Source organism: Pseudomonas sp. AC211, assembly GCF_979258055.1.
In genome coordinates this window covers 854,593-879,983 of record NZ_OZ409830.1, presented here as the reverse complement: position 1 = coordinate 879,983, position 25,391 = coordinate 854,593, and the positions used below count along the sequence as shown (strand labels likewise).

Annotated in this window: 20 protein-coding genes and 1 pseudogene; 14 read left to right on the top strand and 7 right to left on the bottom strand. The window is 62.1% G+C overall.

Features of this window, described 5'->3' with window-relative positions:
- The first annotated feature begins 110 nt into the window (after positions 1-110).
- The 11 genes from ACZZZP_RS04215 (at position 111) to ACZZZP_RS04165 (ending at position 14,537) form a co-directional block, all read left to right on the top strand.
- Entirely contained in the window at positions 111-2,048 is a 1,938-nt protein-coding gene (locus ACZZZP_RS04215; RefSeq protein ID WP_463536292.1) for an autotransporter domain-containing protein, read from the top strand.
- A 90-nt stretch (positions 2,049-2,138) separates the two neighbouring features.
- Positions 2,139-3,050: a LysR family transcriptional regulator gene (locus ACZZZP_RS04210; RefSeq protein WP_122492741.1), complete on the top strand. Its 912-nt coding sequence runs from the start codon at positions 2,139-2,141 to the stop codon at positions 3,048-3,050.
- 137 nt (positions 3,051-3,187) lie between these two features.
- Positions 3,188-4,654 carry a gamma-aminobutyraldehyde dehydrogenase gene (locus ACZZZP_RS04205; protein WP_463381896.1) on the top strand — a complete coding sequence of 489 codons (1,467 nt, stop codon included), beginning with the start codon at positions 3,188-3,190 and terminating at the stop codon, positions 4,652-4,654.
- A gap of 110 nt (positions 4,655-4,764) precedes the next feature.
- Positions 4,765-5,925 carry a putative ABC transporter substrate-binding protein YdcS gene (gene ydcS, locus ACZZZP_RS04200; RefSeq protein WP_122492743.1) on the top strand — a complete coding sequence of 387 codons (1,161 nt, stop codon included), beginning with the start codon at positions 4,765-4,767 and terminating at the stop codon, positions 5,923-5,925.
- Between the two features lie 306 nt (positions 5,926-6,231).
- The gene (locus tag ACZZZP_RS04195) at positions 6,232-7,272 is read left to right on the top strand and encodes an ABC transporter ATP-binding protein (protein WP_122492744.1); all 1,041 of its coding nucleotides are present in this window, start codon (positions 6,232-6,234) and stop codon (positions 7,270-7,272) included.
- Position 7,273: 1 nt separating this feature from the next.
- Positions 7,274-8,248, top strand: a complete 975-nt coding sequence (locus ACZZZP_RS04190; protein WP_463536291.1) for an ABC transporter permease — start codon at positions 7,274-7,276, stop codon at positions 8,246-8,248.
- A gap of 2 nt (positions 8,249-8,250) precedes the next feature.
- Positions 8,251-9,027 (top strand): ABC transporter permease, encoded by a 777-nt coding sequence (locus tag ACZZZP_RS04185; RefSeq protein WP_463536290.1) that lies wholly within the window; start codon positions 8,251-8,253, stop codon positions 9,025-9,027.
- A 55-nt stretch (positions 9,028-9,082) separates the two neighbouring features.
- Complete coding sequence (locus ACZZZP_RS04180) at positions 9,083-10,507, top strand: gamma-aminobutyraldehyde dehydrogenase (RefSeq protein ID WP_122451995.1); 1,425 nt, start codon at positions 9,083-9,085, stop codon at positions 10,505-10,507.
- Positions 10,508-10,755: 248 nt separating this feature from the next.
- A complete protein-coding gene (locus ACZZZP_RS04175; RefSeq protein ID WP_463381894.1) occupies positions 10,756-12,222 on the top strand; it encodes an APC family permease in 1,467 nt (488 codons plus the stop codon).
- 162 nt (positions 12,223-12,384) lie between these two features.
- Positions 12,385-14,037 carry an ABC transporter substrate-binding protein gene (locus ACZZZP_RS04170; protein ID WP_463381893.1) on the top strand — a complete coding sequence of 551 codons (1,653 nt, stop codon included), beginning with the start codon at positions 12,385-12,387 and terminating at the stop codon, positions 14,035-14,037.
- Positions 14,038-14,120: 83 nt separating this feature from the next.
- Entirely contained in the window at positions 14,121-14,537 is a 417-nt protein-coding gene (locus ACZZZP_RS04165; RefSeq protein ID WP_463381892.1) for a phosphotransferase system, HPr-related protein, read from the top strand.
- Positions 14,538-14,745: 208 nt separating this feature from the next.
- Here ACZZZP_RS04165 and recJ read toward each other — a convergent pair.
- The 3 genes and pseudogenes from recJ to ACZZZP_RS04150 all read right to left on the bottom strand — a co-directional run bounded on the left by recJ (position 14,746) and on the right by ACZZZP_RS04150 (position 18,224).
- Positions 14,746-16,462: pseudogene (gene recJ, locus ACZZZP_RS04160) on the bottom strand (single-stranded-DNA-specific exonuclease RecJ).
- A gap of 82 nt (positions 16,463-16,544) precedes the next feature.
- On the bottom strand, positions 16,545-17,645 hold the full coding sequence (locus tag ACZZZP_RS04155; protein WP_463381890.1) for an FUSC family protein: 1,101 nt from the start codon (positions 17,643-17,645) through the stop codon (positions 16,545-16,547).
- Between the two features lie 33 nt (positions 17,646-17,678).
- A complete protein-coding gene (locus tag ACZZZP_RS04150) occupies positions 17,679-18,224 on the bottom strand; it encodes a YaeQ family protein (RefSeq protein ID WP_122452001.1) in 546 nt (181 codons plus the stop codon).
- A gap of 95 nt (positions 18,225-18,319) precedes the next feature.
- Here ACZZZP_RS04150 and ACZZZP_RS04145 point away from each other — a divergent pair, with 95 nt between their 5' ends.
- The 3 genes from ACZZZP_RS04145 to ACZZZP_RS04135 all read left to right on the top strand — a co-directional run bounded on the left by ACZZZP_RS04145 (position 18,320) and on the right by ACZZZP_RS04135 (position 20,582).
- Positions 18,320-19,519, top strand: coding sequence for a CaiB/BaiF CoA transferase family protein (locus ACZZZP_RS04145; RefSeq protein WP_463381889.1), 1,200 nt, complete (start codon positions 18,320-18,322; stop codon positions 19,517-19,519).
- Positions 19,520-19,711: 192 nt separating this feature from the next.
- Positions 19,712-20,344 (top strand): hypothetical protein, encoded by a 633-nt coding sequence (locus ACZZZP_RS04140; RefSeq protein WP_463536289.1) that lies wholly within the window; start codon positions 19,712-19,714, stop codon positions 20,342-20,344.
- Positions 20,307-20,582, top strand: a complete 276-nt coding sequence (locus ACZZZP_RS04135; RefSeq protein ID WP_463536288.1) for a hypothetical protein — start codon at positions 20,307-20,309, stop codon at positions 20,580-20,582. The genes ACZZZP_RS04140 and ACZZZP_RS04135 overlap by 38 nt, the downstream gene beginning before the upstream one ends.
- 209 nt (positions 20,583-20,791) lie before the next feature.
- Here ACZZZP_RS04135 and thrC read toward each other — a convergent pair whose 3' ends face one another.
- The 4 genes from thrC to xerD all read right to left on the bottom strand — a co-directional run bounded on the left by thrC (position 20,792) and on the right by xerD (position 25,391).
- Positions 20,792-22,201: a threonine synthase gene (gene thrC, locus ACZZZP_RS04130; protein ID WP_463536287.1), complete on the bottom strand. Its 1,410-nt coding sequence runs from the start codon at positions 22,199-22,201 to the stop codon at positions 20,792-20,794.
- A gap of 10 nt (positions 22,202-22,211) precedes the next feature.
- Positions 22,212-23,516, bottom strand: a complete 1,305-nt coding sequence (locus ACZZZP_RS04125; RefSeq protein WP_122492756.1) for a homoserine dehydrogenase — start codon at positions 23,514-23,516, stop codon at positions 22,212-22,214.
- A gap of 139 nt (positions 23,517-23,655) precedes the next feature.
- Complete coding sequence (dsbC, locus tag ACZZZP_RS04120) at positions 23,656-24,384, bottom strand: bifunctional protein-disulfide isomerase/oxidoreductase DsbC (protein WP_122492757.1); 729 nt, start codon at positions 24,382-24,384, stop codon at positions 23,656-23,658.
- 110 nt (positions 24,385-24,494) lie between these two features.
- Positions 24,495-25,391 carry a site-specific tyrosine recombinase XerD gene (gene xerD, locus ACZZZP_RS04115; protein ID WP_463381888.1) on the bottom strand — a complete coding sequence of 299 codons (897 nt, stop codon included), beginning with the start codon at positions 25,389-25,391 and terminating at the stop codon, positions 24,495-24,497.

Genomic DNA, 25,391 nt, shown 5'->3' with positions numbered 1-25,391 from the left:
TCCTACCTCGCTTGGCACCGCGCCCCTACCTACCGCTAAGAGGCAGATGGCAGCCTAAGCCACCTCGTTTCACCAAGCTTGCGGCTCACCTTCCGCGCGGGCCTATTGCTATGAAACTCAGTTCGTTCCTACCGTCTTCGCTCAGCAAAACGCTCACGCCCTGGCACTACATTTCAGCGACCGCCTTGGTTGCGCTGACGGTGTTCAGCAGCCAATCGGCGTCAGCGGTAATGCTTGATCTGGGCACGTTGAGTGCCGAAGCCATCAGCGGAGACGGAACCACAGTGGTGGGAATTATCGGTACCTCCGAATTGTTTTACTGGCGCGCCGGCACGGGCGTCGTTTCGCTAGGCTCGCTTACCGACCTGACCTTTAACAGCGTGGTCAATCGCGACGGCACCTACATCGCCGGCAGCGCCGCCATCATCCCCGGCGACCCCCTCAACCATGCATTCCGCTGGGACGCGGTTAACGGCTTCGTTGACCTCGGCGCGTTGAATGGTCCGTGGAGCCAAATCTCTGGAATCAGCGACGACGGCCGTGTCGTAGTGGCTACCGACCTGGACTCGGCTGGCTACGATCAGTTTTTCCGCTGGGAGGCCGGTACGGTTAAGTATGTAAGTAATGCTCGCGCACAGGCCGTAAGCGGCGATGGCAACGTGGTGGTAGGCAGGTCGGCCGACTTAGCCTTTCGTTGGGATGAGGCTTCTGGAATTGTCTCGTTGGGCGCCTTACCCAACGGCGTGTTTTCCACTGCGAACGCCACGAACCGGGACGGCTCGGTCATCGTTGGCATCAGCGACTTAGGCGGCCCGGCGCAGCACGCTTTTCGACACACCGCCGCTGGCATGCAGGACCTCGGAACGCTGGGCGGGGCCTGGAGCTCGGCAATCGATGTGAACGCCGACGGTTCAGTCGTAGTGGGCACCAGCGAGCTGGCAGACGGTAGCGACCGCGCGTTTCGCTGGACCCTCGGCGCCGGCTTGGTCGACCTGGGCGTGCTGACGGGGCAACGCGAAAGCATGGCCTCGGGCGTAAGCGATGACGGCAACATTGTGGTCGGGGATAGCGGCGACCGCGCCTTTATTTGGAGTACCGCCAGCCCGGCAATACAAGACCTGTCCTACCTGCAAGCCTCGCTCTTGCGCAGCGCCATCACCGTCGATCACCTCGTTTCCGCCCAGACCCGCCGCCTGCGCGACCTCGCTCAGCAGCAATGCGTGCCCGGCGCGCTGCAGACGTTTTGCCTGAGCTTGGGGGGCAACCGCTACCGTGGCGAAGGCGATACCAACGGCAAACAGGATCACCTGAACGTGGCCGCCGGCCTGCGTGGGAACGAATACGTCGCGGTGGGCGCGACGGCGATCGTTGGCCGCGCGGACCTGCGCGAACAAAGCGCAGAACAGCGCAAGGCGTTTGGTTTAAGCGTGTGGGGCGCCTACCAGCAAAACGCCGATGCCACGGGCTGGAACGCCAGCGCCAGCGCGGCGGCCGGGGAAAGCGACAACCAGTTCGAGCGTGGCACCGGGCTGGACGATGTGCAGCGTGCTCGCGCCAAAGTGGACATCAACAGCAGCGTTCTGCGCCTTGCCGCTCAGTACGGCGTACCCGTTGGCAACTCGATGATTTCGCCCGAAGTGGCGCTCAGCCATGGCAAGACCACGCAAAACGGCTTCACCGAGCGCCACGTGGCCTTCCCGCTGACTATTGATAGCGCGCAACGCCGCGAAACTTACGTCACCCTTGCTGTGCGCAGCGCCACCGAGCTAAGCGCCAACGGCACCCTGCACCTGAGCGTGGCGGCCGACACGTTGGTCAAAGACAACACGCCGCCTATCACCGGTCACTCGACCGTGCCGGGCCTGCGCGGCTTCAAGCTCGACAGCAACCTGGACAAGCGCCGCGTCATACCGGTGGCGAATCTCGGCTACAGCCATGCGCTTGACGCCCATTCAACGCTGGGCGGCGGCGTACAGCTGTCGCAGTCGCGCTACGCGGGGGAACGTCCCCTGTTTGGCCTGGGCGTGCAGTACCGCTATTCGTTCTGAATAGCGATCTTAAAAATAGATAGCTCTTCTTTCCAACCGAAGAAACTCATGGCAAGGTCGCCTCATCGACCTTGCCGCGAGCCGCCTTCCATGATGACCCTGCGCCAGATCCGCCATTTCATTGCAGTGGCTGAGACCGGCTCCATCTCCGCTGCCGCCCAAGCGGTATTCATTTCCCAATCCACCCTAACGCTGGCCATTCAGCAACTGGAGCAGGAAATCGGCGTCAGTCTGTTCAATCGCCACGCCAAGGGCATGACCCTCACGCACCAAGGCCATCAGTTTCTGCGCCAAGCGCATTTGATTCTGGCGACGGTGGACAACGCCAAACGCAGCCTGCAGCAGAGCACTGACCAGGTCGCCGGCCAGCTCACCATCGGCGTTACCGGCTTGGTGGCCGGTTACTACCTGGCCGATTTGATCACCCGCTTCCAACGCGCCTACCCGAACGTGGAAATCCGCGTGATGGAGGACGAGCGCCCGTATATCGAGCATTTGCTAGTCAGCGGCGAAATTGATGTGGGCGTGCTAATTCTGTCGAACCTGGAAGACCGCCACGCCTTGCAAACCGAGGTGCTCACCCATTCGCCGTTGCGCCTTTGGTTGCCGCCGCAACACCCGTTGCTGGAGCACGACAGCATCAGCCTGGCGGACGTGGCGAAGGAGCCGATGATTCAGCTGAACGTCGATGAAATGGGGCTGAACGCACAGCGCATCTGGTCGCGCGCTGGCTTGCAGCCGAACGTGACCCTTCGGACCGGCTCTACCGAAGCGGTGCGAAGTCTGGTGGCGGCGGGCTTGGGGCTTTCTATTCAGCCGGACATGACGTACCGGCCATGGTCACTGGAGGGCGACATCATCGAAGCCCGAGCGGTGGTGGATTTAACCCAAACGCTGGACGTCGGCCTGGCCTGGCGGCGAGGCACGGCGCGGCCTGCGCTGGTCGACCCGTTCCTTACGGTCGCCCGCGAGCAGCTCAACAACCGCAGGCCATCTATTTAATCGAACGCGGCGTTCGGTATTTAGAATTTGTCGCCTACCTAACGGCCCACTAGTCTCTGTTGCCATTCGTATCAAAGCGTTTCAGCTCTCGCGAAAGCGGCTGGCGCTTTAGAAAACAACAACAGTGAGCGAACTCGATGGCCGGTGCCGCCCCCTCCGCGACTTTTTGCAGCGCCCTGCTGATCGACGGCCAGCTCGTGACTGGCGAAGGCTTTGTCGAGCCGATTCTGAATCCCGCCTCCGGCGAAACCCTCATTCGTATTGCCGAAGCTTCAACCGACCAGGTCGAAGCCGCCATCCATGCCGCCCACCGCGCCTCCACTGGCTGGGCCCGCACCACGCCGCAACAGCGCTCCGTCATCTTGCTGAAGATTGCCGATGCCATCGAGCAGCGTGCTGACCAATTGGCGCAGTTGGAGGCGTTGAACTGCGGCAAGCCGCAGCATCTGGCGCGCCAGGACGACCTGACCGCTGCCGTCGACGTATTCCGCTTTTTCGCCGGTGCCGTGCGTTGCCAGACCGGGCAACTGGCCGGCGAATACCTGCCGGGCTACACCAGCATGGTGCGTCGCGATCCCATTGGCGTGGTTGCCTCAATTGCGCCCTGGAATTACCCGCTGATGATGGCCGCCTGGAAAATCGCCCCGGCGCTGGCGGCTGGCAACACGCTGGTGTTCAAGCCGTCCGAACACACGCCGTTGTCGATTTTGAGCCTGGCACCGGTGCTCGCCGAGCTGCTGCCGCCGGGCGTGATCAACATTATTTGTGGCGGCGGCGAGAGCGTCGGCAGCCATTTGGTCAGCCACCCGAAGGTGCGCATGGTGTCGCTCACGGGCGATATCGTCACCGGCCAGAAAATTCTTCAGGCCGCCGCCAAAAGCGTGAAGCGCACGCATCTGGAGTTGGGCGGCAAAGCGCCGGTGATTGTGTGCAACGACGCCGACCTGAAAGCCGTGGTCGACGGCGTTCGCACCTATGGCTATTACAACGCTGGCCAGGACTGCACCGCCGCTTGCCGCATCTATGCGCAAGCCGGCATTCACGACCGCCTGGTAGCCGAACTGGGCGACGCGGTGAGCAGCCTGCGCTTTGCCCGCAAGCGTGATGCCGACAACGAAATCGGCCCGCTGATCAGCGCGCGCCAGCGCGACCGCGTGGCCAGTTTTGTCGAGCGTGCGCTGGGCCAGCCGCACATCGAACGCGTGACCGGCGCCGCCGTGCATTCCGGCCCCGGCTTTTACTACCAGCCGACGCTGCTGGCCGGCTGCAAACAGAGCGACGAAATTGTTCAGCGCGAAGTGTTTGGCCCGGTGGTCACCGTGACCCGCTTCGACGAATTGAGCCAGGCGGTGGACTGGGCCAATGACTCCGAATACGGCCTGGCCTCTTCGGTGTGGACGCAAAACCTCGACAAAGCCATGCAGGTCGCCGCCCGTTTGCAGTACGGCTGCACCTGGATCAACAGCCACTTCTTGCTGGTCAGCGAAATGCCCCACGGCGGGCTGAAACGCTCGGGTTACGGCAAGGATTTGTCCAGCGACTCGCTGGAGGATTACACCGTGGTGCGTCACATCATGGCGCGCCACGGCCAACTGACCGATTGACGATTTACGCAAGCCCTTCCAGCCCGGCCTAGACCGTGCGGTTACATAACAAGAAGTCCCGTTACACGACGTTCAACTGCCCCAATAAAACAGAGAAGAGGGATACCTAAATGTTCGTGAAAAAAACCGCTTTATTAAGTGCGCTGACCACCGCCCTGCTGGCCAGCGCCAGCCTGCAAGCGGCTGAAACGCTGAAGGCTGTCGGTGCTGGCGAAGGCGCGCTCGATATCATCGCCTGGCCTGGTTACATCGAACGCGGCGAGACCGACAAGAACTACGACTGGGTGACCCAGTTCGAGAAAGACAGCGGCTGCAAAGTGAACGTGAAAACCGCTGCCACCTCGGACGAAATGGTCAGCCTCATGACCAAGGGCGGCTACGACCTGGTCACCGCCTCGGGCGATGCTTCGCTGCGCCTGATCTACGGCAAGCGCGTACAGCCGATCAACCCGGAATTGATCCCCAATTGGAAAACCATCGACGGCCGCCTCAAAGACGCGCCGTGGTACGTGGTCGACGGCAAAACCTACGGCGCGCCCTACCAATGGGGCCCGAACGTGCTGATGTACAACACCAACGTGTTCAAGAAAGCGCCGGACAGCTGGAGCGTGTTGTTCGAGGCCCAAGACCTGCCCGACGGCAAGCCGAACAAAGGCCGCGTGCAAGCCTACGACGGCCCGATCTACATCGCTGACGCTGCGCTGTACCTGAAAAACGCCAAGCCTGAACTGAAGATCAACGACCCTTACGAACTCAACGAAACCCAGTACAAGGCCGTGCTCGACGTGCTGCGCAAACAGCACGAGCTGATCCACCGCTACTGGCACGACACCACCGTGCAAATGAGCGACTTCAAAAACGAAGGCGTTGTGGCCTCCAGCGCCTGGCCGTATCAAGCCAACGCGCTGAAAGGCGAAGGTCAGCCGATTGCCACCGTGTTCCCGAAAGAAGGCGTGACCGGCTGGGCCGACACCACCATGTTGCACGCCGAAGCCAAGCACCCGAACTGCGCTTACAAGTGGATGAACTGGTCGCTGGAACCGAAAGTACAAGGCGACCTGGCCGCCTGGTTCGGCTCGGTGCCAGCGGTGCCGGTGGCGTGCAAATCCAGCGAGTTGCTGGGTGCTGAAGGCTGTGCGGTGAACGGCTACGACCAGTTCGACAAGATCGCCTTCTGGAAGACCCCGCAGGCCAAGTGCAAGACGCAGGATTCGTGTGTTCCGTATTCCAAATGGACGCAGGATTTTATTTCGATCATGGGCGGTAGGTAATCCTCCTGGCCGGCTACTGCGCGAACCGCAGTCGCGCCCGGGCAGTGCTCGGAATCCTCACGTACTTGAGTACGCTGCGGTTCCTGCGCGCTGGCCGGACACGACTGCGGTCCGCTCGCTACGCCTCTGACTGAGAATCCAAAGCACACGAACGTCTGTGGGAGCGGCTTTAGCCGCGATGCTGTTGATCGTTTAAAGCATCGCGGCTAAAGCCGCTCCTACAAACAGCCGTTTACCTGATCAATCTGCGTTGTGTTCCGCACCGGCCCTGCGCGGCAGGTGGCTTTTACCTTGGAGTTCCCCGCTATGACCCCTGCTGTGCAATTCACCGATGTGTCCCGCGTGTTCGGCGACGTCAAGGCTGTGGACCGTGTGTCCATCGACATTCAGGACGGTGAGTTCTTTTCCATGCTCGGCCCCTCCGGCTCGGGCAAGACCACGTGCTTGCGGCTGATTGCCGGTTTCGAGCAGCCGAGCATGGGCTCCATTCGCATTCATGGCGTCGAGGCCGTGGGCCTGGCGCCGTACCAGCGCGATGTAAATACGGTGTTTCAGGATTACGCCCTGTTTCCCCATATGAACGTGCGCGACAACGTGGCCTACGGTTTGAAGGTTAAAGGCGTCGGCAAAAGCGAGCGCTTGAACCGTGCCGAAGAAGCGTTGGGCATGGTGGCGCTGGCCGGTTATGGCGAGCGCAAGCCGGTGCAGTTGTCGGGCGGGCAACGGCAGCGTGTGGCCTTGGCCCGCGCGCTGGTTAATCGGCCGCGCGTATTGCTGCTGGACGAACCCCTCGGCGCGCTGGATTTGAAGCTGCGCGAGCAGATGCAAAGCGAGCTGAAGAAGCTGCAGCGCCAGCTCGGCATCACCTTTATTTTCGTCACCCACGACCAGACTGAAGCGCTGTCGATGTCCGACCGCGTGGCGGTGTTCAACAAGGGCCGCATCGAGCAGGTCGACACCCCGCGCAATCTCTATATGAAACCGGCCACGCCATTTGTGGCCGAGTTCGTCGGCACCTCGAATGTGCTGCGCGGCGAGTTGGCGCAACTGCTGACGGGCAGCGCCGCGCCCTTCTCGATTCGCCCGGAACACATCCGTCTGCAAGAGGCCGCTGGCTCTGATGCTAACGCCACCGAGGTGCTCGTCACCGGTTTGCTTCACGACGTGCAGTACCAAGGCGCCGCCACGCGCTTTGAAGTACGGCTGGAAAACGGCCAGAACCTCAGCGTGACCCAAGCCAATAATCAGTGGCAACAGAGCGCACCGGCGTTTCAGCCCGGGCAGCAAGTGAGCGTGCGCTGGGCCCGCGAGGCCATGGTGGCGCTCGTTGACGGGGAGGCTCGCTGACATGAGCGCCCTCGCTACGCCCCTGACTGCGCGCCGCTCCGGCGGGCTGCTGCACGGGTTGTCGAACCTGCTGTACCGCAAGCCCAATCTGTATCTGGCGATGCTGCTGATACCGCCGCTGCTGTGGTTCGGCGTGATCTATTTCGCCCCGCTGCTGACCTTTCTTTGGCAGGGCGTGTACACCTACGACGAAATGGCCATGGCCGCCACGCCCGACCTGACCTGGGCCAACCTGGCCGCGCTGTTCGAGCCGGCCAACTACGACATCATTCTGCGCACCGTGACTATGGCCATTGCCGTGTCGCTGGCCAGCGCTGCGCTGGCCTTTCCCATCGCCTATTACATGGCGCGCTACACCACGGGCAAAACCAAGGCGTTCTTTTACATCGCGGTGATGCTGCCGATGTGGGCCAGTTACATCGTCAAGGCCTACGCCTGGACGCTGCTGCTGGCCAAGGGCGGCGTGGCGCAATGGTTCGTGGAGCAATTGCATCTGGGGCCGGTGTTGCAATTCATTCTGGGCATTCCGGGCATTGGCGGCAGCACCTTGTCGACCTCGCAGCTGGGCCGCTTTCTGGTGTTTGTGTACATCTGGCTGCCGTTCATGATTCTGCCGATTCAGGCCTCGCTGGAGCGGCTGCCGCCGTCACTGTTGCAGGCCTCGGCCGACCTTGGCGCGCGCCCTTCGCAAACCTTTATGCAGGTGATTCTGCCGCTGTCGGTGCCGGGCATTGCTGCCGGTTCGATCTTCACCTTCAGCCTCACCCTGGGCGATTTCATCGTGCCGCAGCTGGTGGGCCCGCCCGGGTTGTTTATCGGCAACATGGTTTATACCCAGCAAGGTTCGATCGGCAACATGCCGATGGCCGCCGCGTTCACTTTGGTGCCGATCGTGTTGATCGCCGTGTACCTGTCCATCGTTAAACGATTGGGGGCTTTCGATGCGCTCTGGATTCTTCAGCTTCGCTGCCGCTGAAAATGGCGGCCTGGGGCGGGTTGGTGTTTTTGCACTTCCCGATCCTGATCATCTTTATGTACGCCTTCAACACCGAGCAGTCGGCGTTCAGCTTTCCGCCGCAGGGCTTCACGCTGCACTGGTTCAGCGTCGCCTTCGCGCGGCCGGATGTGCTGGAGGCGATCAAGCTGAGCGCGCAGATCGCCTGCCTGGCCACGCTGATCGCCATGGTGCTCGGCACCCTCGCCGCCGCCGCGCTGTACCGCCGCGATTTCTTCGGCAAGGAAGGCGTGTCGCTGATGCTGATTTTGCCCATCGCCCTGCCCGGCATCGTGACCGGCTTGGCGCTGCTGACGGCGTTCAAAGCCTTCGGCATCGAGCCCGGCATTTTCACCATCGTGGTGGGCCACGCGACGTTCTGCGTGGTGATTGTTTACAACAACGTGATCGCCCGTTTCCGCCGCACCTCCCACAGCCTGATCGAAGCCTCGATGGACCTGGGCGCCGACGGCTGGCAGACGTTCCGCTACATCATTTTGCCGAACCTCAGCTCGGCGTTACTGGCCGGCGGCATGTTGGCGTTTGCGCTGTCGTTCGACGAAATCATCGTCACCACCTTTACCGCTGGCCACGAACGCACCTTGCCGCTGTGGCTGCTCAACCAACTCAGCCGCCCGCGCGACGTGCCGGTGACCAACGTGGTCGCCATGCTCGTGATGCTGGTGACCATGCTGCCGATTCTGGGCGCGTATTACCTCACCAAAAGTGGAGAAAGCGTGGCCGGTAGCGGCGGGAAATAAAAGCGAACGTGGGGGCTGTAGGTCCTTACACAGACCTGAAAAAGGGGAATTAGCCATGCAAACCAAACTGCTGATCAACGGCCAACTGGTCGCCGGTGAAGGCGCCGCGCAAGCGGTATTAAATCCCTCGCTGGGCACCGAGCTGGTGAGCATCAACGAGGCCAGCGAAGCCCAGGTGGACGCCGCTGTACGCGCCGCCGACGCAGCGTTCGACAGCTGGTCGCAAACCGCGCCGAAAGACCGTTCGCTGCTGCTGCTCAAGCTCGCCGATGTGATCGACGCCAACGCCGAAGAACTGGCGCGCCTCGAATCACAAAACTGCGGCAAGCCCTATAACGCCGCGCTGAATGACGAGCTGCCGGCAATTGCCGATGTGTTCCGCTTCTTCGCCGGCGCCAGCCGCGTGATGGGTGGCTCGGCCGCTGGTGAATACCTGCCAGGCCATACCTCGATGATTCGCCGCGATCCGGTCGGCGTGGTCGCCTCCATCGCGCCGTGGAACTACCCGCTGATGATGGCCGCCTGGAAGCTCGGCCCGGCCCTGGCCGCAGGCAACACGGTGGTGCTCAAGCCGTCCGAGCAAACGCCGCTGACCGCCTTGCGCCTGGCCGAACTGGCGGCCGACATCTTCCCCGCTGGCGTGCTCAACGTGGTGTTCGGCCGTGGCCCGAGCGTGGGCGCGCCGCTGACCGGTCACCCGAAAGTGCGCATGGTGTCGCTGACTGGTTCGGTGGCGACGGGCAGCAACATCATCGCCAGCACCGCCGACACCGTGAAGCGCATGCACATGGAATTGGGCGGCAAGGCGCCGGTGGTGATTTTCGATGACGCCGATATCGACGCCGCCGTGGAAGGCATCCGCACCTTCGGCTTCTACAACGCCGGACAAGACTGCACCGCCGCCTGCCGCATCTACGCGCAAAAAGGCATCTACGAAAAATTCGTGACCAAGCTGGCCGAAGCCGTGAGCACCATCAAATACGGCGTGCAGGATGACGACAGTACCGAGCTTGGCCCGCTGATCACGCAGCAGCATCTGGACCGCGTAGCCGGTTTCGTTGAGCGTGCCCGCGCCATTCCCCATATCAAAGTGCTTACCGGCGGCAAGAAGGTCGACGGGCCTGGCTTCTTCTTCGAACCGACCGTGCTGGCCGGCGCGTTGCAGGATGACGAAGTGGTGCGCCGCGAAATATTCGGCCCCGTTGTGTCGGTCACCGAGTTCAGCGACGAAGCCCAAGCCCTGGCCTGGGCCAACGATTCGGACTACGGCCTGGCCTCCTCCGTGTGGACCCAGGACGTCGGCCGCGCCCACCGCTTTGCCGCCCGCCTGCAATACGGCTGCACCTGGGTGAACACGCATTTCATGCTGGTCAGCGAAATGCCCCACGGCGGCCAGAAGCTGTCGGGCTACGGCAAAGACATGTCGATGTACGGCCTGGAGGACTACACCACCGTGCGGCATGTGATGTTCAAACATTAAGGAAAGCCTGCAGGAGAGGCTTCAGCCTCGATTGGCCCGACATAACGCGGCCAAGCGCATCGAGGCTAAAGCCTCTCCTACAAAGGTCTTTGCAAGGTTTTACCTCCACTTTTCACCGTCCCGGCCGTTGCTGACGTGCGCAGCAGCGGTGGTGAGCCGTGGCCGTTTGCGGGTGCGCAATGCCAATAACGACAGCCCAACCGGGCACATAAATAAATAGCTGCCATCACTTTCGAGGAGCACTAAAAATGAGCGATCAATTCGCCGACAGCGACGCGGAGCAATTACGCGCGCTGGGCTATACGTCCAACTTCAAACGCAGCATGAGCGTGACCGAAAACTTCGCGCTGGGCTTTACCTACCTGTCGCCCGTGGTGGGCGTGTACACCCTGTTTGGCCTGTGCCTGGCAGCCGGCGGCCCGCCGATGTTCTGGGCCTATTTGCTGGTCGGCCTGGGGCAAATGCTGGTGTGCCTGGTGTTTGGCGAAGTGGTGTCGCAGTTCCCGATTTCCGGCGGCGTCTATCCATGGGCACGCCGGTTGGTGGGCAAGCGCTGGGCGTGGATGGTCGGCTGGGTGTACGCCTGGGCATTGGTGGTGACCATCGCCGCCGTGGCGGTGGGCGCCGGGCCGTACATGGCGGCCATGCTCGGCTTCGAGCCGAGCAATAACACCAACATCGGCATCGCCCTGGTGCTGACGGTCATCGCCACGGTGGTCAACCTCAGCGGCACCAAGGTGCTGGCGCGCATCGCCATGTTCGGCTTTATCTGTGAACTGCTGGGCGCGTTGGTGGTGGGCATCTACTTGCTGATTTTCGAACGTCATCAGCCGTTCAGCGTGTTGTTCAACACGTTCGAAATCAGCATCGACGGCTCTTACCTGCCGGCCTTCCTCACTGCCTCGCTGGCGGGCATGTTCCTGTACTACGGCTTCGAGGCCTGCGGCGACGTGGCCGAGGAAACACCGAACCCGAGCAAGAGCATTCCCAAGGCCATGCGCATGACCATTTATGTCGGCGGTATCGCGGCAATGTTTGCCTGCCTGGCGCTGATTCTGGCGGTGCCGGATATGGCCGCCGTCATCAACGGCACCGACGCCGACCCGGTCAACACCATCCTCAACAACGCCTTCGGCGCCACGGGCTCGAAAGTGGTGATGGCGGTGGTGATGGTGTCGTTCATCTCCTGCGTGCTGAGTCTGCAAGCGGCGGCCAGTCGCCTGCTGTACTCGTATGCCCGTGACGAAATGATCATCGGCAGCAGCTTGCTGAAAAAACTCTCGCCTACCACCCACGTACCGACCACGGCCTTGCTGGTGTGCGGCGTGTTGCCGGCCATCGTTATCTGCCTGGGTTTTGTGCTGCAAGACGCCATCGCCACCATCGTCAGCTTTGCCGCCATCGGCATTTACCTGGCGTTCCAGATGATCGTCAGCGGCGCGCTGTTTGCCCGTCTGCGCGGCTGGAAACCCAGCGGTGCATTCACCCTCGGCGGCTGGGGCATGTTGGTGAATATCGGCGCGCTGGTGTACGGCGTGCTGGCGATTATCAACATGGCCTGGCCGCGCTCGCCGGATGCGGCCTGGTACGTGAACTACGGCATGCCGTTGTCCACCGCCATCGTGATTGGCCTGGGCGTGATTTACATGGTGCTGCGCAAGCCGTACGAACATGGCACTGCGCCGGCCGGCGATGCCTGGAAACTCAACAAGTAAAACCGCTAATGCCCGGTTCACGCCGGGCCCAGCGTGGCAGGATGTTTGTGCTTACGAGGTGCGCGCGATTGCGCGCCTCGTAATACAAGAGGCATGATGCGGCGAAGGCACCCACCGTCAGCTCGGAGCAGCCGGCAGTGACCGCTGCTCATGGAAGATGCCATGCCACACTCGATTTCGCGCCAAGGTCGGCCAATCCCTTCTCAGCGTTCAACACGACGGCCGTTCTGGCTGCTGGTGCTGTTTTTGCCGTGGTTTGCCAGTCAAAGCAGCCAGGCTGCCGTGCCGCCGCCGGCACATTTGCAGACCATCGATTTTCAGCTGCGCTGGAAACACCAATTCCAATTCGCCGGTTATTACGCCGCCATCGCCCAGGGTTATTACCGTGAGGAAGGCTTCGACGTGCGCCTGCATGAGGGTGCGCCGGGCAAAACGCCGGTCGAAGAAGTGCTGGCCGGGCGGGCGCTGTATGGCGAGTCCAACAGCGAATTGCTGTTCGAGCGTTTGAACGGCAAACCGCTGGTGGCGCTGGCGGCTATTTTTCAGCATTCGCCTTCGGTGCTGCTGGCCCGCTCGGATGCCGGCATTCACACGGTGCACGACCTGGTCGGCAAGCGCGTGATGCTGATGAACGCGCAAACCGATGCCGACTTTCTCACCATGTTCAGCCGCGAAGGCATCGACCCCGCCAGCCTCGATTTGCAGCCAAGCAGTTACGACGTCAACGACCTGGTGAGCGGCAAGGTGCAGGCGTTCAATTCGTACCTCACCAACGAGCCGTTTTACCTGCAACAGCACAACGTGGCTTACACGGTGCTGTCGCCGGCCACCTACGGCATCGATTTCTACAGCGACATTCTGTTCACCACCGAGGCCGAAGCCACCGACAACCCTAACCGCGTGGCCGCGTTTCGCCGCGCCACCTTGCGCGGCTGGCGGTACGCGATGGATCACCCGGACGAAATCATCGATCTGCTGCTGACCAAGTATCAGGTGAACAAAACCCGCGAACACCTTAAGTTCGAAGCGCAGGCGATGCGCGGCCTGATTCTTCCCGACCTGGTGGACATCGGCCACATGAACCCCGGCCGCTGGCTGCGCATGGCCGAAGCGTTCAAAGAACAGAACATGGTGCCGAGCATGAGCCGCCTGGACGGCTTTCTTTACGACCCCAACCCGCCGCAACTGGTGGAACGGCTGCGCACCATCATCATGCTCATCAGCATTGGCTGCGCCGCGATTCTGGTGGTGGTGCTGATTCTGCTCAGCAGCCAGCGTCGACTGCAGCGCGAGATTGCCCGGCGCATCGTGGCCGAGGAAGAAGTGCGCGCCCTGGCGTTTCATGACTCGCTCACGGGGCTGCCGAACCGCAACAGCTTTATTCCGTATGCCACACAGAAGCTGCTGACCGCCAAGCGCAACGACGAGCGTTTGGCCCTGTGTTACCTGGACCTGAACAAATTCAAAGAAATTAACGACTCCTACGGCCACCAGGCCGGCGATGCGATTCTGGTGCACGCGGCGCAAGCCATCAGCGCCAACATTCGCGAGGCCGACATGGCCGCGCGCATGGGCGGCGACGAGTTTGTGGTGCTGCTTGACGGCGTGCACGACGCCGATGACATCTACCGTCTCACTGAACAGATTTCCCACGCCATCGCCCAGCCCATGCTCTGGCAGGGCCGCGAATTGAGTGTTTCGTGCAGCCTGGGCGTGGCGATTTATCCGCAAGCGGGCGAACAGCTGGACGAGCTGATGTCCAAAGCCGACTCGGCCATGTTCTATAAAAAAGCCGCGATGCTGGCCCTGCGCTAGGGCCGCTGCCAGTCAACTAGCCTGAACCATCTGCCGCCGACGCCGGTCCACCCTTTCAGTTACCTCTGATTGAAGGAACGGCTATGAGCACGCAAAAACGCTACGTCCCGCAGGAAATCGACGACATCGAAGACCGCATGGGTTCCATCGAGCAGTTGGACTTCGACGCCCGCAATGATGAGCGCAGCGGCCAAGTGGGCGACCTTAAATCCCCGGAAGAAATCGCCCGTGAGCAGCCGGCCAAGCGCGTGCGTGAAGCCGGCCAGAGCGGCGGCGAAACCCTCGGCATTGGTGAGAACGAAGACGGCGTCAGCATGGACGACCTGAGCCCGGAAACCCTGATCGACGAAACCGGCGCCCGCTCACCCAACGAGCCAGGCGGCAGCGTGGCGGCAGATTGGGATTTGAGCATTGTCGATGAGGCGGATATCGGCGAGGGCTATGGGCTGGATGAGGAAGAGTTGGCGCATGTGAAGCCGTTGGATGGGAAGCCGGAGTAACAGGTTTCTGTCCGACACTCGATCCGCTTTGGGCCATGCGGCTGCGCACGGCGGGCCACTCTGGATTTCGAGTCGTCGAACCGCCGCTTTCGGGGGAATGACGGTGTTATTACCCAAACCACCGTCATCCTCGCGAACGCGGGGATCCAGTATCTTGCAGGAATACGCTGCACGTCGAACCAACCCCGACCGTCGCCTGCCAACCCCCCTACCGCGCAGCAATATGCGCAATCATCAACTGCACCGTCTCCTGCCCGCGATACTCGTTAACGTCCAGCTTGTAAGCCAACTCCACCCAGCGCACGGTGGGGTTCGGCCACACCTCACGGTCAACGCCAAACGCGATGCCGTCCAGCTGCACCGAGCCGCACTCGCTTTTGAGCACCACTTTCAAATGCCGCTCGCCAACCACCCGTTGCTGCACCACTTGAAACACGCCGTGAAACAGCGGCTCGGGGAAGTGTTGCCCCCACGGTCCGGCGTTGCGCAGGGCGCGGGCCAGTTCCAGGTGGAACTCTTCCACGGCCAGCGCGCCGTCTGACAGCAGCCGGCCGGTGAGGTCATCTTCTTGCAGGTGGCGGCGCACTTCGGTGTCGAAGGCGGCGGCAAATGCGGGGAAATTTTCTTGCGGTAGCGACAGCCCGGCGGCCATGGCGTGACCGCCGAACTTGCTGATCAGGCCAGGCTTTTTGGCGGCCACGGCATCCAGTGCATCGCGAATGTGAAAACCCGGCACCGAACGCGCCGAGCCTTTGAGCACGCCATCGCCGGCATCGGCAAAGGCGATGGTGGGCCGGTGATAGCGCTCTTTCAGGCGCGAGGCGAGGATGCCGATCACCCCTTGGTGCCAGTCTGCTTCGAACAGGCACAGGCCAAACGGCAGGGTGTCCAGCGGCAGGTCTTTGAGCTGGGCCAACGCTTCGCGCTGCATGCCTTGTTCGATGGCTTTGCGGTCTTGGTTGAGTTGGTCGAGTTGCACGGCCATATCGCGCGCCAGGGCTTCGTCTTCGCACAGCAGGCATTCGATACCCAGGCTCATGTCGTCCAAGCGGCCGGCAGCGTTCAGACGTGGGCCGAGAAGTAAACCCCAGGTCGGTGGAGGTGATGCGCTCGGCCGGCCGCCCGGCCACTTCGAGCACGGCGCGCAAACCTGGGCGCGCACGGCCTGCGCGAATCCGGGCGAGGCCTTGGTGCACCAGAATGCGGTTGTTGGCGTCCAGCGGCACCACGTCGGCCACGCTGCCCAGGGCGACCAAGTCAAGCAACTCGGCCAGGTTCGGCTCTTTGATGCCGGCGCGGGTAAACCAGTCCAACTCACGCAGCTTGGCGCGCAGGGCCAGCAGCACGTAGAAAATCACACCAACGCCGGCCAACGCTTTGCTGGGGAAGGTGCAGCCGTGCTGGTTGGGATTGACGATGGCGTCGGCCGCGGGCAATTCGGGGCCGGGCAAATGGTGGTCGGTGACCAGCACGTTCAGCCCGGCCGCCTTGGCCGCCGCCACGCCTTCGACGCTGGAAATGCCGTTGTCCACCGTCAGCAACAATTGCGGCTCGCGCTCCAGGGCGACGGCGACAATTTCCGGGGTCAGGCCGTAGCCGTATTCAAAGCGGTTGGGCACCAGGTAATCGACATGGGCCGCGCCCAGCGCCCGCAAGCCGAGCACGCCGACGGTGCTGGCGGTGGCGCCGTCGGCGTCGAAGTCGCCGACGATCAGAATGCGTTGACGCTGCTCCAGCGCCTGCACCAGCAACGCCACGGCGGCATCGATGCCCATCAGTTGCTGATAGGGAATGAGCTTGGCCAGGCCCTTATCCAACTCCAGCGCCGACTGCACGCCACGGGCGGCATACAAGCGGGTGAGCAAGGGTGGCAAGTCGCCCAGGTTAGGCAAGGTGGCAGGTAACGGGCGGGCTTCGATGCGCATGGGCTTTGGCAGGTTCTACACAGATTAAAAAGGCATTCAACGGGGCGACTTCACCACACAGGTGGGTCGGCGCGGGCGCGCATCAGGCGTTCGGTCGGCAAGCACCTTCAATGTTCCAGTGCGGCTCGATTTCGCTGAGGCGCAGTCTAAACCGTTCCACCTGTTCGGAGAAACGCATCGCCAGCCAATGCAGGCCCTGCAGGGTGCTGTCCTGACCAAGGGGCATGGGCTCTTCGCTAACCAGGCTGTTGGAGGCCTCGTTACGCTGAAGCAGCAGGCCCACCCGGCCAAAACGCAGGGCGCGCGCGGTGCGCAATAACTGGCGACGCACCGCGATTTCGCGCGGCGTACAGGCCAGCTCGAAGCCGGACGCGGGCTGCGAGTTGATCAACATTTCCAACGTTTCAAGAATCGAGCGGTGCAGACGTTGCAGTTCTTCCAGCCGAGCGAGCGGCACGCGGGTTTCCTTGGCCACAGACTCCATCAGCGCCCGCGCCTGTACCAGCCGTTGGCTCATGACCACAAAGCGCTGGCCCGTTTCTTCAACCGGCTGCGGCTTACCGTCCAACAGTGCGCCGTAAAGACGCGCGCAGTCGCGCAGGTTGTCGGCCAGGCGATAACGCCACGCGTAGACCGCGTATTGCGGCAGCACGAACGAGAAGGCTACGGCGATGGAAATGCCGATCAGCACGTTGGCGGTGCGCCATAAGCCGGTACTGAAATCCAGATCGCCGTGACCGGCGACGATGACCATGGTGATGGCCGTCAGCAACGCGACATAACCGGGCCGGCCGATGGCGTAGTAGGCACAGGCACCCGCGCTGATCGACATGAGCGTGAAGAACAGCAGCAGCGAACCGGACAGGTTCATCAGCACAATTAACCCCAGCCCGATAGCGGCGCCGAGCATGGTGCCCAGCGCGCGCTCCATGGCTTTCTTGCGCACATTGCCGTAGTGCTGCAACCCGCCGACCACCACCAGCAGCGACACCGATGCCCACACGCCGTGGGGCAGGTTGATACCAGTGGTTAGAACAACCGTGGCCGCCATGGCCAGGCCCACGCGCACGGCGTGGATGATGTTGGCGTGTCGGTAGCGAACGTACGGCGAGGAGATCGCCTGAATCAGTCGCGCCAGGCGGCCGCGTCGTTGCGCTGCGGTCGGTGAAGTCTTAGAACCCATGGTGCCGTGACCTCGGTTAACCCTCGGCGGCGTTTATTCGCCGCGATCGCCCATCAGCCATTCCAGTTGCACTTCGTGCTGGCCACGCTCGTCGGTGACGTAAATAGTGCCTTCGCTGATCATCACGGCCCAGTTGATGGCGCGCGGCATGTCTTTGGCCAGGTTCTCCAGCGCCTCTTGCGGCACGGCGGCGATGTTGACGTTTTTCAGCATTTTCGCCGCGTCCACCACCTTGCTCTGCCACACGCGCAAGCTGCCGTAGGCCAACAGGCTGGTGCGTTCGGTGCGGCGCGAACACCAGGTCAGGCGATCGGCGTCGGGCAGGCCGACTTCGATCCAGTGCAGCACGCGGCCGTCCAGGCTCTTTTCCCACAGCGCCGGTTCATCGACATCCGACAAGCCACGGCCAAAGCTCAATTCTTCGCTGTACCACAGGGCGTAAGCGAGCAGGCGCACGGTCATGCGTTCTTCGGTTTCCGAAGGATGGCGGGCGATGGTCAGGCGCGATGTGGCGTACACGCCTCGGTCGAGGTCGGTGAGGTTGAGGTCGACTTTGTAGGTCGTGGAAGGCTGGGCCATGGTCGGGTGTCTGGGCAGGGGAAAGGTCGGCAAGTCTACCGCAAGCGACCGCTGCGGGTTAGAGTCGCGGCCATTGTCTGCCGCCGGATTGCGCCATGAACCTTGCCAACAAACCCCTCGCTGGGGTGAAAGTCGTCGAACTCGGCACGCTGATCGCCGGGCCGTTTGCCTCGCGCATCTGCGGCGAATTTGGTGCCGAGGTGGTGAAGGTGGAATCGCCCGATGGCGGCGACCCGCTGCGCAAGTGGCGCAAGTTATATGAAGGCACCTCGCTGTGGTGGTTTGTGCAGGCGCGTAATAAACAGTCGCTGACGCTTAACCTCAAACACCCGGATGGCCGTGAGGTGCTTCGCAAGTTGTTGAGTGAAGCGGACATCCTGATCGAAAACTTCCGACCCGGCGTGCTGGAAAAACTCGGTTTCGGTTGGGACGTTTTGCACGCGCTGAATCCAAACCTGGTGATGGTGCGGCTGTCCGGCTTCGGCCAGACCGGCCCGATGAAAGACCAACCGGGGTTTGGCGCGGTGGGCGAGTCCATGGGCGGGCTGCGTTATATCACCGGCTTCGAAGATCGCCCGCCGGTACGCACCGGCATTTCCATTGGCGACTCGATTGCCGCGCTGTGGGGCGTGATCGGCGCGTTGATGGCGCTGCGGCACCGCGAGGTCAACGGCGGCAAGGGCCAAGTGGTGGACGTGGCGTTGTACGAGGCGATTTTCGCCATGATGGAAAGCATGGTGCCGGAGTTCGATGTGTTCGGCTTTATTCGCGAGCGCACCGGCAACATCATGCCGGGCATCACGCCCTCTTCCATCCACACCAGCGCCGACGGTAAGCACATTCAGATCGGCGCCAACGGTGATGCGATTTTCAAACGCTTTATGCTCGCCATCGGCCGCGCCGACCTGGCGGACGATGCCTCGCTGGCCAGCAACGATGGCCGTGACCTGCGCCGGGATGAGTTGTACGGCGTGATCGACCGTTGGGTTGGCTCGTTGCCGCTGGAAACGGTGTTGGCCGCGCTTAACGCCGCCGAGGTGCCGGCCAGCCGCATTTTCTCCGCAGAAGACATGTTCGCCGACCCGCAATACCTGGCCCGGGAAATGTTCCTCAGCGCCAAGCTGCCGGACGGCAAAGCCTTCAAGATGCCGGGCATCGTGCCCAAGCTGTCCGACACACCCGGCAGCGCCGAGTGGGTGGGGCCGCAATTGGGCGAGCATAACCACAGCGTGCTGGCGGGCTTGGGGTACAGCGCCGAGCAGATTGCCGCGTTGAAAAGCGCGGGCGCGATCTGACCGCGTCAGTGCCAGCCGGCGCGTGGTTCGCGAGCAAGCTCGCTGCTACAAAATCTCGTACGTCGGTGCCATCTGGATAAGCGCTCTGGACTCCGCCAGGCGCGGCCTTTATCGTTCGCCGACTGAGTAAGGGCGCGTTAGACGCCGATACTTTCCACGCTGTACTCCTGGTACCCCCGGAGTGTTGTTTTGATGCCTTCACTGCCCTTTTTCCAACGCTTGCTGGTGCTCGCGCTATGCGCCGTCGCTGCGCTCCCCGCGTGGGCGCAGGACAAGCCGCGTCTGATCTGGACGATGCGCGACATGCCGCCGTTCACCATTCTCGAAGGCCCGCTCAAAGGCCAGGGCATCGCCGACCGCATGATGAAACGGCTTATCGCCGACTTGCCCCAGTACGAGCACGTATTCAGCCTGGCCAACCGCGCCCGCGCGATGCAGATACTCAACAGCGGCGTGCTGACCTGCGATTCCGGTTTGCTCTGGAGCAAAGAGCGCGAGCAGGTGATGCATTTCTCGATTCCGACCTTGGGCATCCTCACCAACGGCATTGTGGTGCGCAAAAGCGATGAGCCAGAACTGGCCGCTTTTATCCAGGGCGGTGCGTTCGACCTCGAAGCGTTTCTGGCCGACGGCCGCTACAACGTCGGCACGCTGGTGGAGCGCAGTTACGGCAAGGTAATCGACGCCGAACTGCAGCAGGCCAAGCCGGAGCGAATCGTGGTGCACCACGGCATTGATGCTGACGTTGAGCTTGCTGCGCATGCAGCAACACCGGCGCCTGACGGCGGTGCTCGGCTACTGGCCAGAAATGCGCTACCAGGGTGAGAACGCCGGCGTGCCGTTGGATGCGCTGAGCTTCTACCCGGTCAAGGGTGTGCCGGTGTATCAGCTGGCGTATGTCACCTGTTCGAAAACGCCGGAAGGCCTGGAGGCGATTAAAGCCATCAATGCGTCCGTGCGCCGGTTGCGTGAGGGCGAGGTGATTGAGCTGTACGCGCAGTGGCTGAATGGGGCGACGCGGGAGGCGTATTTGAAGGCGGCGAAGGGATTCTTTAAGGAGTGAGCGTCTGGGGCTGAAAACCCTCTCCCCCGGCCCCTCTCCCGCGAGCGAGCAGAGGGGAGCGAAACCCCGTGACGCGCAAAACGCGATCAGCCCCCTCTCCCGCTTGCGGGAGAGGGTTGGGGTGAGGGCAAGGTCAAACGAAAAACCCCAGCCAGAAAAAAAGGCCGGCACCACAGAAGTGGGCCGGCCTTTTTCGTTACCGCTCGCGCTTACAACGGCTTACCGCGATTGCCGTGTTCGCTCACAAAGCTCTGCATGGCTTTGATGTCGTTCGGCAGCACGGTGCAGCGCTCGTCACGATCAAACAGATCTTGCAGATGCGGCGGCAAGATCGGGCCTTTGCCGACGCCGGCTTTTTCCACCGCTTCGGGGAATTTCACCGGGTGGGCGGTGCCCAGCACCACCATCGGCGTGCTCAGGCTACGGCGGCACTCGCGCGCGGCTTTCACGCCAATGGCGGTGTGCGGGTCGAGCAGCTCACCGCTTTCGGCGTACACCTGGGCGATGGTTTCGCAGGTTTCTTCGTCGCTGACGGCCAGCGAGTCGAACAGCTTGCGCGCTTCGGTCCAGCGATCCTGGTCAACGCTGAAACCGCCGCCTTTCTTGAAGGTGGCCATCAGGTCGAAGATCGCGGCGCCGTTGCGGCCGTGCAGGTCGAACAGCAGGCGTTCGAAGTTCGACGAAACCATGATGTCCATCGACGGCGACAGCGTGGGGTGCAGCGTATCTTTCACATACTGATTGCCGCTCATGAAGCGGTGCAGGATGTCGTTGCGGTTGGTGGCGACGATCAGCTGGCTGATCGGCAAGCCCATGTTGCGCGCCAGGTAGCCGGCGAAAATGTCGCCAAAGTTGCCGGTCGGCACCGAGAAGGCCACCGAACGCGCCGGGCCACCCAACTGCAAGGCGGCGTGAAAGTAGTAAACGATCTGGGCCATGATCCGCGCCCAGTTGATCGAGTTCACCGCCACCAGACGTGTGCCTTTGAGGAAGCTCTGGTCGGCGAAGCTGTCTTTGACCATTTCCTGGCAGTCGTCGAAGTTACCTTCCACGGCGATGTTGTGAATGTTGTCGCCAAGGATGGTGGTCATCTGCCGGCGCTGCACTTCCGAGACGCGGTTGTGCGGGTGCAGGATGAAGATGTCGACGTTCTCGCACGCCTTGCAGCCTTCGATGGCGGCCGAACCGGTATCGCCGGAGGTGGCGCCGATGATCACCACGCGCTCGTTGCGCTTGGCCAACACGTAGTCGAGCAGACGGCCGAGCAGTTGCAGGGCGAAGTCTTTGAACGCCAGGGTCGGGCCGTGGAACAGCTCCAGGACCCACTCGTTGCCATTCAGCTGACGCAGCGGCGCGATGGCGTTATGGGCGAACACGCCATAGGTTTCTTCGAGAATTTTTTTGAAGTCGGCATCCGGAATGCTGCCGGTCACGAACGGGCGCATCACGCGGAATGCCAGCTCGTGGTACGGCAGGCCGGCCCACGAGGCGATTTCTTCCTGGGTGAAACGCGGCAGGTTTTCCGGCACGTAGAGACCGCCGTCGCTGGCCAGGCCAGTGAGCAGCACGTCTTCGAAATTCAGCGCAGGCGCTTGGCCGCGGGTACTGATGTAACGCATGGAGAAATCCTCAGCTCAGTTGCTCAACGCGGATACGCACAACGCTGCCAACCACATCGCTCAGGGCCTCGAGGGCGGCGATTGCGTCGTTCATGCGTTGTTCCACTACGCGGTGAGTGACCAGAATCATGGGCACCAGGCCGTCTTGTTCTTCGACTTCCTGCTGCATGATCGATTCGATATTGATGCCGCGCTCCGACAGGATGGTCGCCACCTGGGCAAGCACGCCGGGGTGATCTTTGGCCTGAATGCGCAGGTAGTAAGCGCTCTCGCAGGCCTCGATCGGCAGAATCGGGTGGGTGGACAGCGCGTCCGGCTGGAAGGCCAGGTGCGGCACGCGGTTTTCCGGGTCGGTGGTCAGGGCGCGAACCACGTCGACCAGATCGGCGATCACCGACGATGCGGTGGGCTCCATGCCGGCGCCAGCGCCGTAGAACAGCGTGCTGCCAGCGGCGTCGCCGTTAACCATTACCGCGTTCATCACGCCATTGACGTTGGCGATCAGGCGGTCGGCAGGAATCAGCGTCGGGTGCACGCGCAGCTCGATGCCAGCGGACGTGCTGCGGGCCACGCCCAGGTGCTTGATGCGATAGCCCAGCGCTTCGGCGTAGTTGACGTCAGCGGTGGTCAGTTTGGTGATGCCTTCGGTGTAGGCCTTGTCGAATTGCAGCGGAATACCAAAGGCGATGGAGGCCAAAATGGTCAGCTTGTGGGCAGCGTCGATGCCTTCAACGTCGAAGGTTGGGTCGGCTTCGGCATAACCCAGCGCCTGGGCTTCGGCCAGCACGTCGGGGAAGGTGCGGCCCTTTTCACGCATTTCGCTGAGGATGAAGTTGCCGGTGCCGTTGATGATGCCGGCCAGCCAGTTGATACGGTTGGCAGACAGGCCTTCGCGGATGGCCTTGATCACGGGAATACCGCCGGCCACGGCCGCTTCGAACGCGACAATCACGCCTTTTTCGCGCGCTTTGGCGAAAATCTCGTTGCCGTGCACGGCGATCAGCGCTTTGTTGGCGGTGACCACGTGCTTGCCGTTTTCGATGGCTTTGAGCACCAATTCATGGGCAACGGTGTAGCCGCCAATGAGCTCGATGACGATGTCAATTTCAGGGTTGGTGGCCACCGCGAACACGTCGTTGGTGGTGGCAATACCGGTAATGTCGCACTGAGGGTTCTGCGAGCGCAGCGCAATCTGCGCCACTTCGATGTCGCGCCCTGCGCGCCGGGCAATTTCCTCGGCGTTGCGCTTGAGCACATTGAACGTACCGCCACCGACGGTACCCAGCCCACAGATGCCTACTTTGACCGGTTTCACCCTGAACTCCCCCAGAACTTACTGCGTGAAACGGCCCGGTATTAGCGGGCCGTAAAGATAAAAGAGCCGCACCTTACGAAGCGGCCCGGGTTTAGTCAATCGAGCTACGAGTGCCGCGTGGCAACGAGCGCAGCGGTTTTCACTTGGCCTTCAAAGCCAGAGCGGCAACCTGCGGCGCCGGCTGGTAACCAGGAATCAGCTTGCCGTCTGCCAGCACGATGGCCGGCGTGCCGTTCACGCCGATGGACTGGCCGAGGGCGAACTGTTTGTGCACCGGGTTTTCGCACTTGGTCGCTTTGATGTCCTTGCCGTCGACCATCTGGTCCATGGCCTTTTTGCGATCAGTCGAACACCACACGGCCTGCAGCTGCTGATCACCTTCCGAACCCGGGCCCTGACGTGGGAAAGCCAGGTAACGCACTTCCACACCGCGACGGTTCAGCTCGGCGATTTCGCCGTGCAGTTTGTGGCAGTACGGGCAGGTGGTGTCGGTGAAAACCGTGATGTGGGTTTTGGCTTCGCCAACGGCCGGGTAGATGACCATTTCGGCTTTGGGGATGGCATTGATGGTTTTGGCGATGCCTTCGCTTTCGGCTTTCTCGGTCAGGTTGACGGGCTTTCCGTCGTTGACTTCGAACAGGTAGCCCTGCATCACGTACTTGCCGTCGGCGCTGGCGTACAACACGCGGCCGCCTTGCATGCGCACTTCATACAGCCCATTGAGCGGGCTGGCGGCGATGCTTTCGATGGGAACATCCATTTGCAGGTTTTCGAGGGTTTTGCGGATGGCCTGGTTGGCATCATCGGCCCACGCAACGCAGCTGCTCACGGCGATAAGGGCAGCAGCAATAATTCGGGTGACGCGCATTGGATACTCCTGGAAAACGCGGCGAAACAGCGAGGGCGAAGCCTACCATACAAGCCCGGCAAAGGCCGACCGCAGCGGGTCGGAAGGTGCAACCGCCTGTGAATGACTGCTCAGCCGCGCGGGTGGTGGCGAGCGTGCAGTTCCTGCAAGCGGGCACGGGCGATGTGGGTGTAAATCTGCGTGGTCGACAGGTCGCTATGGCCCAGCAGCATCTGCACCACACGAAGATCGGCGCCATGGTTGAGCAAGTGGGTGGCAAAGGCGTGACGCAAGGTGTGCGGCGACAGCGCCTTACCAATGCCGGCGACCTTGGCGTGGTGTTTGATGCGGTACCAGAAGGTTTGGCGGGTCATTTGCTCGCCGCGATTGCTGGGGAACAGCACGTCGCTGGGCCGCCCTTCGAGCAGTTGCGGCCGGGCTTCGCGCACGTAGCGCTCGATCCACACAATCGCCTCTTCACCCAGCGGCACCAGGCGCTCTTTGCTGCCTTTGCCGAATACCCGCAAAACGCCTTGGCGCAGGTTCACTTGCTCCAGCGTCAGGCTGATCAACTCGGTCACCCGCAGGCCGCAGGCGTACAGCACTTCGAGCATCGCGCGGTCGCGCAGGCCAATGGGGTCGGTGGTTTCCGGGGCGGCCAGCAGTGCGTCGACGTCGGCCTCAGACAAACTTTTAGGAAGCGGGCGGCCCAGCTGCGGCATGTCGACTTGCAAGGTGGGATCGACGGCAATCAGATTTTCGCGCAGCAAGTACCGGTAGAACCCGCGCACAGCGGAGAGAAACCGCGCGGTCGAACGTGCCACATATTTCTGCTCCAGGCGCCAGGCCAAGTGGTCGAGCAGCACGTCGCGGCCGATGTCCGGCAGGTTCAAACCGCGTTCCTGCAACCAGCCGTTGAAATGGGCGAGGTCGCTGCGATAGGCCGAACGGGAATGTTCGGACAGGCCCTTTTCCATCCACAGCGCATCGAGAAATTGGTCGATAAGAGGGTGATCGAACGCCGGCAT

What these genes read in the sequence shown, in the direction of transcription:
- ACZZZP_RS04215 (WP_463536292.1), top strand. Translation starts at nt 111, where the DNA reads ATGAAACTCAGTTCGTTCCTACCGTCTTCGCTCAGCAAAACGCTCACG.
- ACZZZP_RS04210 (WP_122492741.1), top strand. Translation starts at nt 2,139, where the DNA reads ATGATGACCCTGCGCCAGATCCGCCATTTCATTGCAGTGGCTGAGACC.
- ACZZZP_RS04205 (WP_463381896.1), top strand. Translation starts at nt 3,188, where the DNA reads ATGGCCGGTGCCGCCCCCTCCGCGACTTTTTGCAGCGCCCTGCTGATC.
- ydcS (WP_122492743.1), top strand. Translation starts at nt 4,765, where the DNA reads ATGTTCGTGAAAAAAACCGCTTTATTAAGTGCGCTGACCACCGCCCTG.
- ACZZZP_RS04195 (WP_122492744.1), top strand. Translation starts at nt 6,232, where the DNA reads ATGACCCCTGCTGTGCAATTCACCGATGTGTCCCGCGTGTTCGGCGAC.
- ACZZZP_RS04190 (WP_463536291.1), top strand. Translation starts at nt 7,274, where the DNA reads ATGAGCGCCCTCGCTACGCCCCTGACTGCGCGCCGCTCCGGCGGGCTG.
- ACZZZP_RS04185 (WP_463536290.1), top strand. Translation starts at nt 8,251, where the DNA reads ATGGCGGCCTGGGGCGGGTTGGTGTTTTTGCACTTCCCGATCCTGATC.
- ACZZZP_RS04180 (WP_122451995.1), top strand. Translation starts at nt 9,083, where the DNA reads ATGCAAACCAAACTGCTGATCAACGGCCAACTGGTCGCCGGTGAAGGC.
- ACZZZP_RS04175 (WP_463381894.1), top strand. Translation starts at nt 10,756, where the DNA reads ATGAGCGATCAATTCGCCGACAGCGACGCGGAGCAATTACGCGCGCTG.
- ACZZZP_RS04170 (WP_463381893.1), top strand. Translation starts at nt 12,385, where the DNA reads ATGCCACACTCGATTTCGCGCCAAGGTCGGCCAATCCCTTCTCAGCGT.
- ACZZZP_RS04165 (WP_463381892.1), top strand. Translation starts at nt 14,121, where the DNA reads ATGAGCACGCAAAAACGCTACGTCCCGCAGGAAATCGACGACATCGAA.
- ACZZZP_RS04155 (WP_463381890.1), bottom strand. Translation starts at nt 17,645, where the DNA reads ATGGGTTCTAAGACTTCACCGACCGCAGCGCAACGACGCGGCCGCCTG.
- ACZZZP_RS04150 (WP_122452001.1), bottom strand. Translation starts at nt 18,224, where the DNA reads ATGGCCCAGCCTTCCACGACCTACAAAGTCGACCTCAACCTCACCGAC.
- ACZZZP_RS04145 (WP_463381889.1), top strand. Translation starts at nt 18,320, where the DNA reads ATGAACCTTGCCAACAAACCCCTCGCTGGGGTGAAAGTCGTCGAACTC.
- ACZZZP_RS04140 (WP_463536289.1), top strand. Translation starts at nt 19,712, where the DNA reads ATGCCTTCACTGCCCTTTTTCCAACGCTTGCTGGTGCTCGCGCTATGC.
- thrC (WP_463536287.1), bottom strand. Translation starts at nt 22,201, where the DNA reads ATGCGTTACATCAGTACCCGCGGCCAAGCGCCTGCGCTGAATTTCGAA.
- dsbC (WP_122492757.1), bottom strand. Translation starts at nt 24,384, where the DNA reads ATGCGCGTCACCCGAATTATTGCTGCTGCCCTTATCGCCGTGAGCAGC.
- xerD (WP_463381888.1), bottom strand. Translation starts at nt 25,391, where the DNA reads ATGCCGGCGTTCGATCACCCTCTTATCGACCAATTTCTCGATGCGCTG.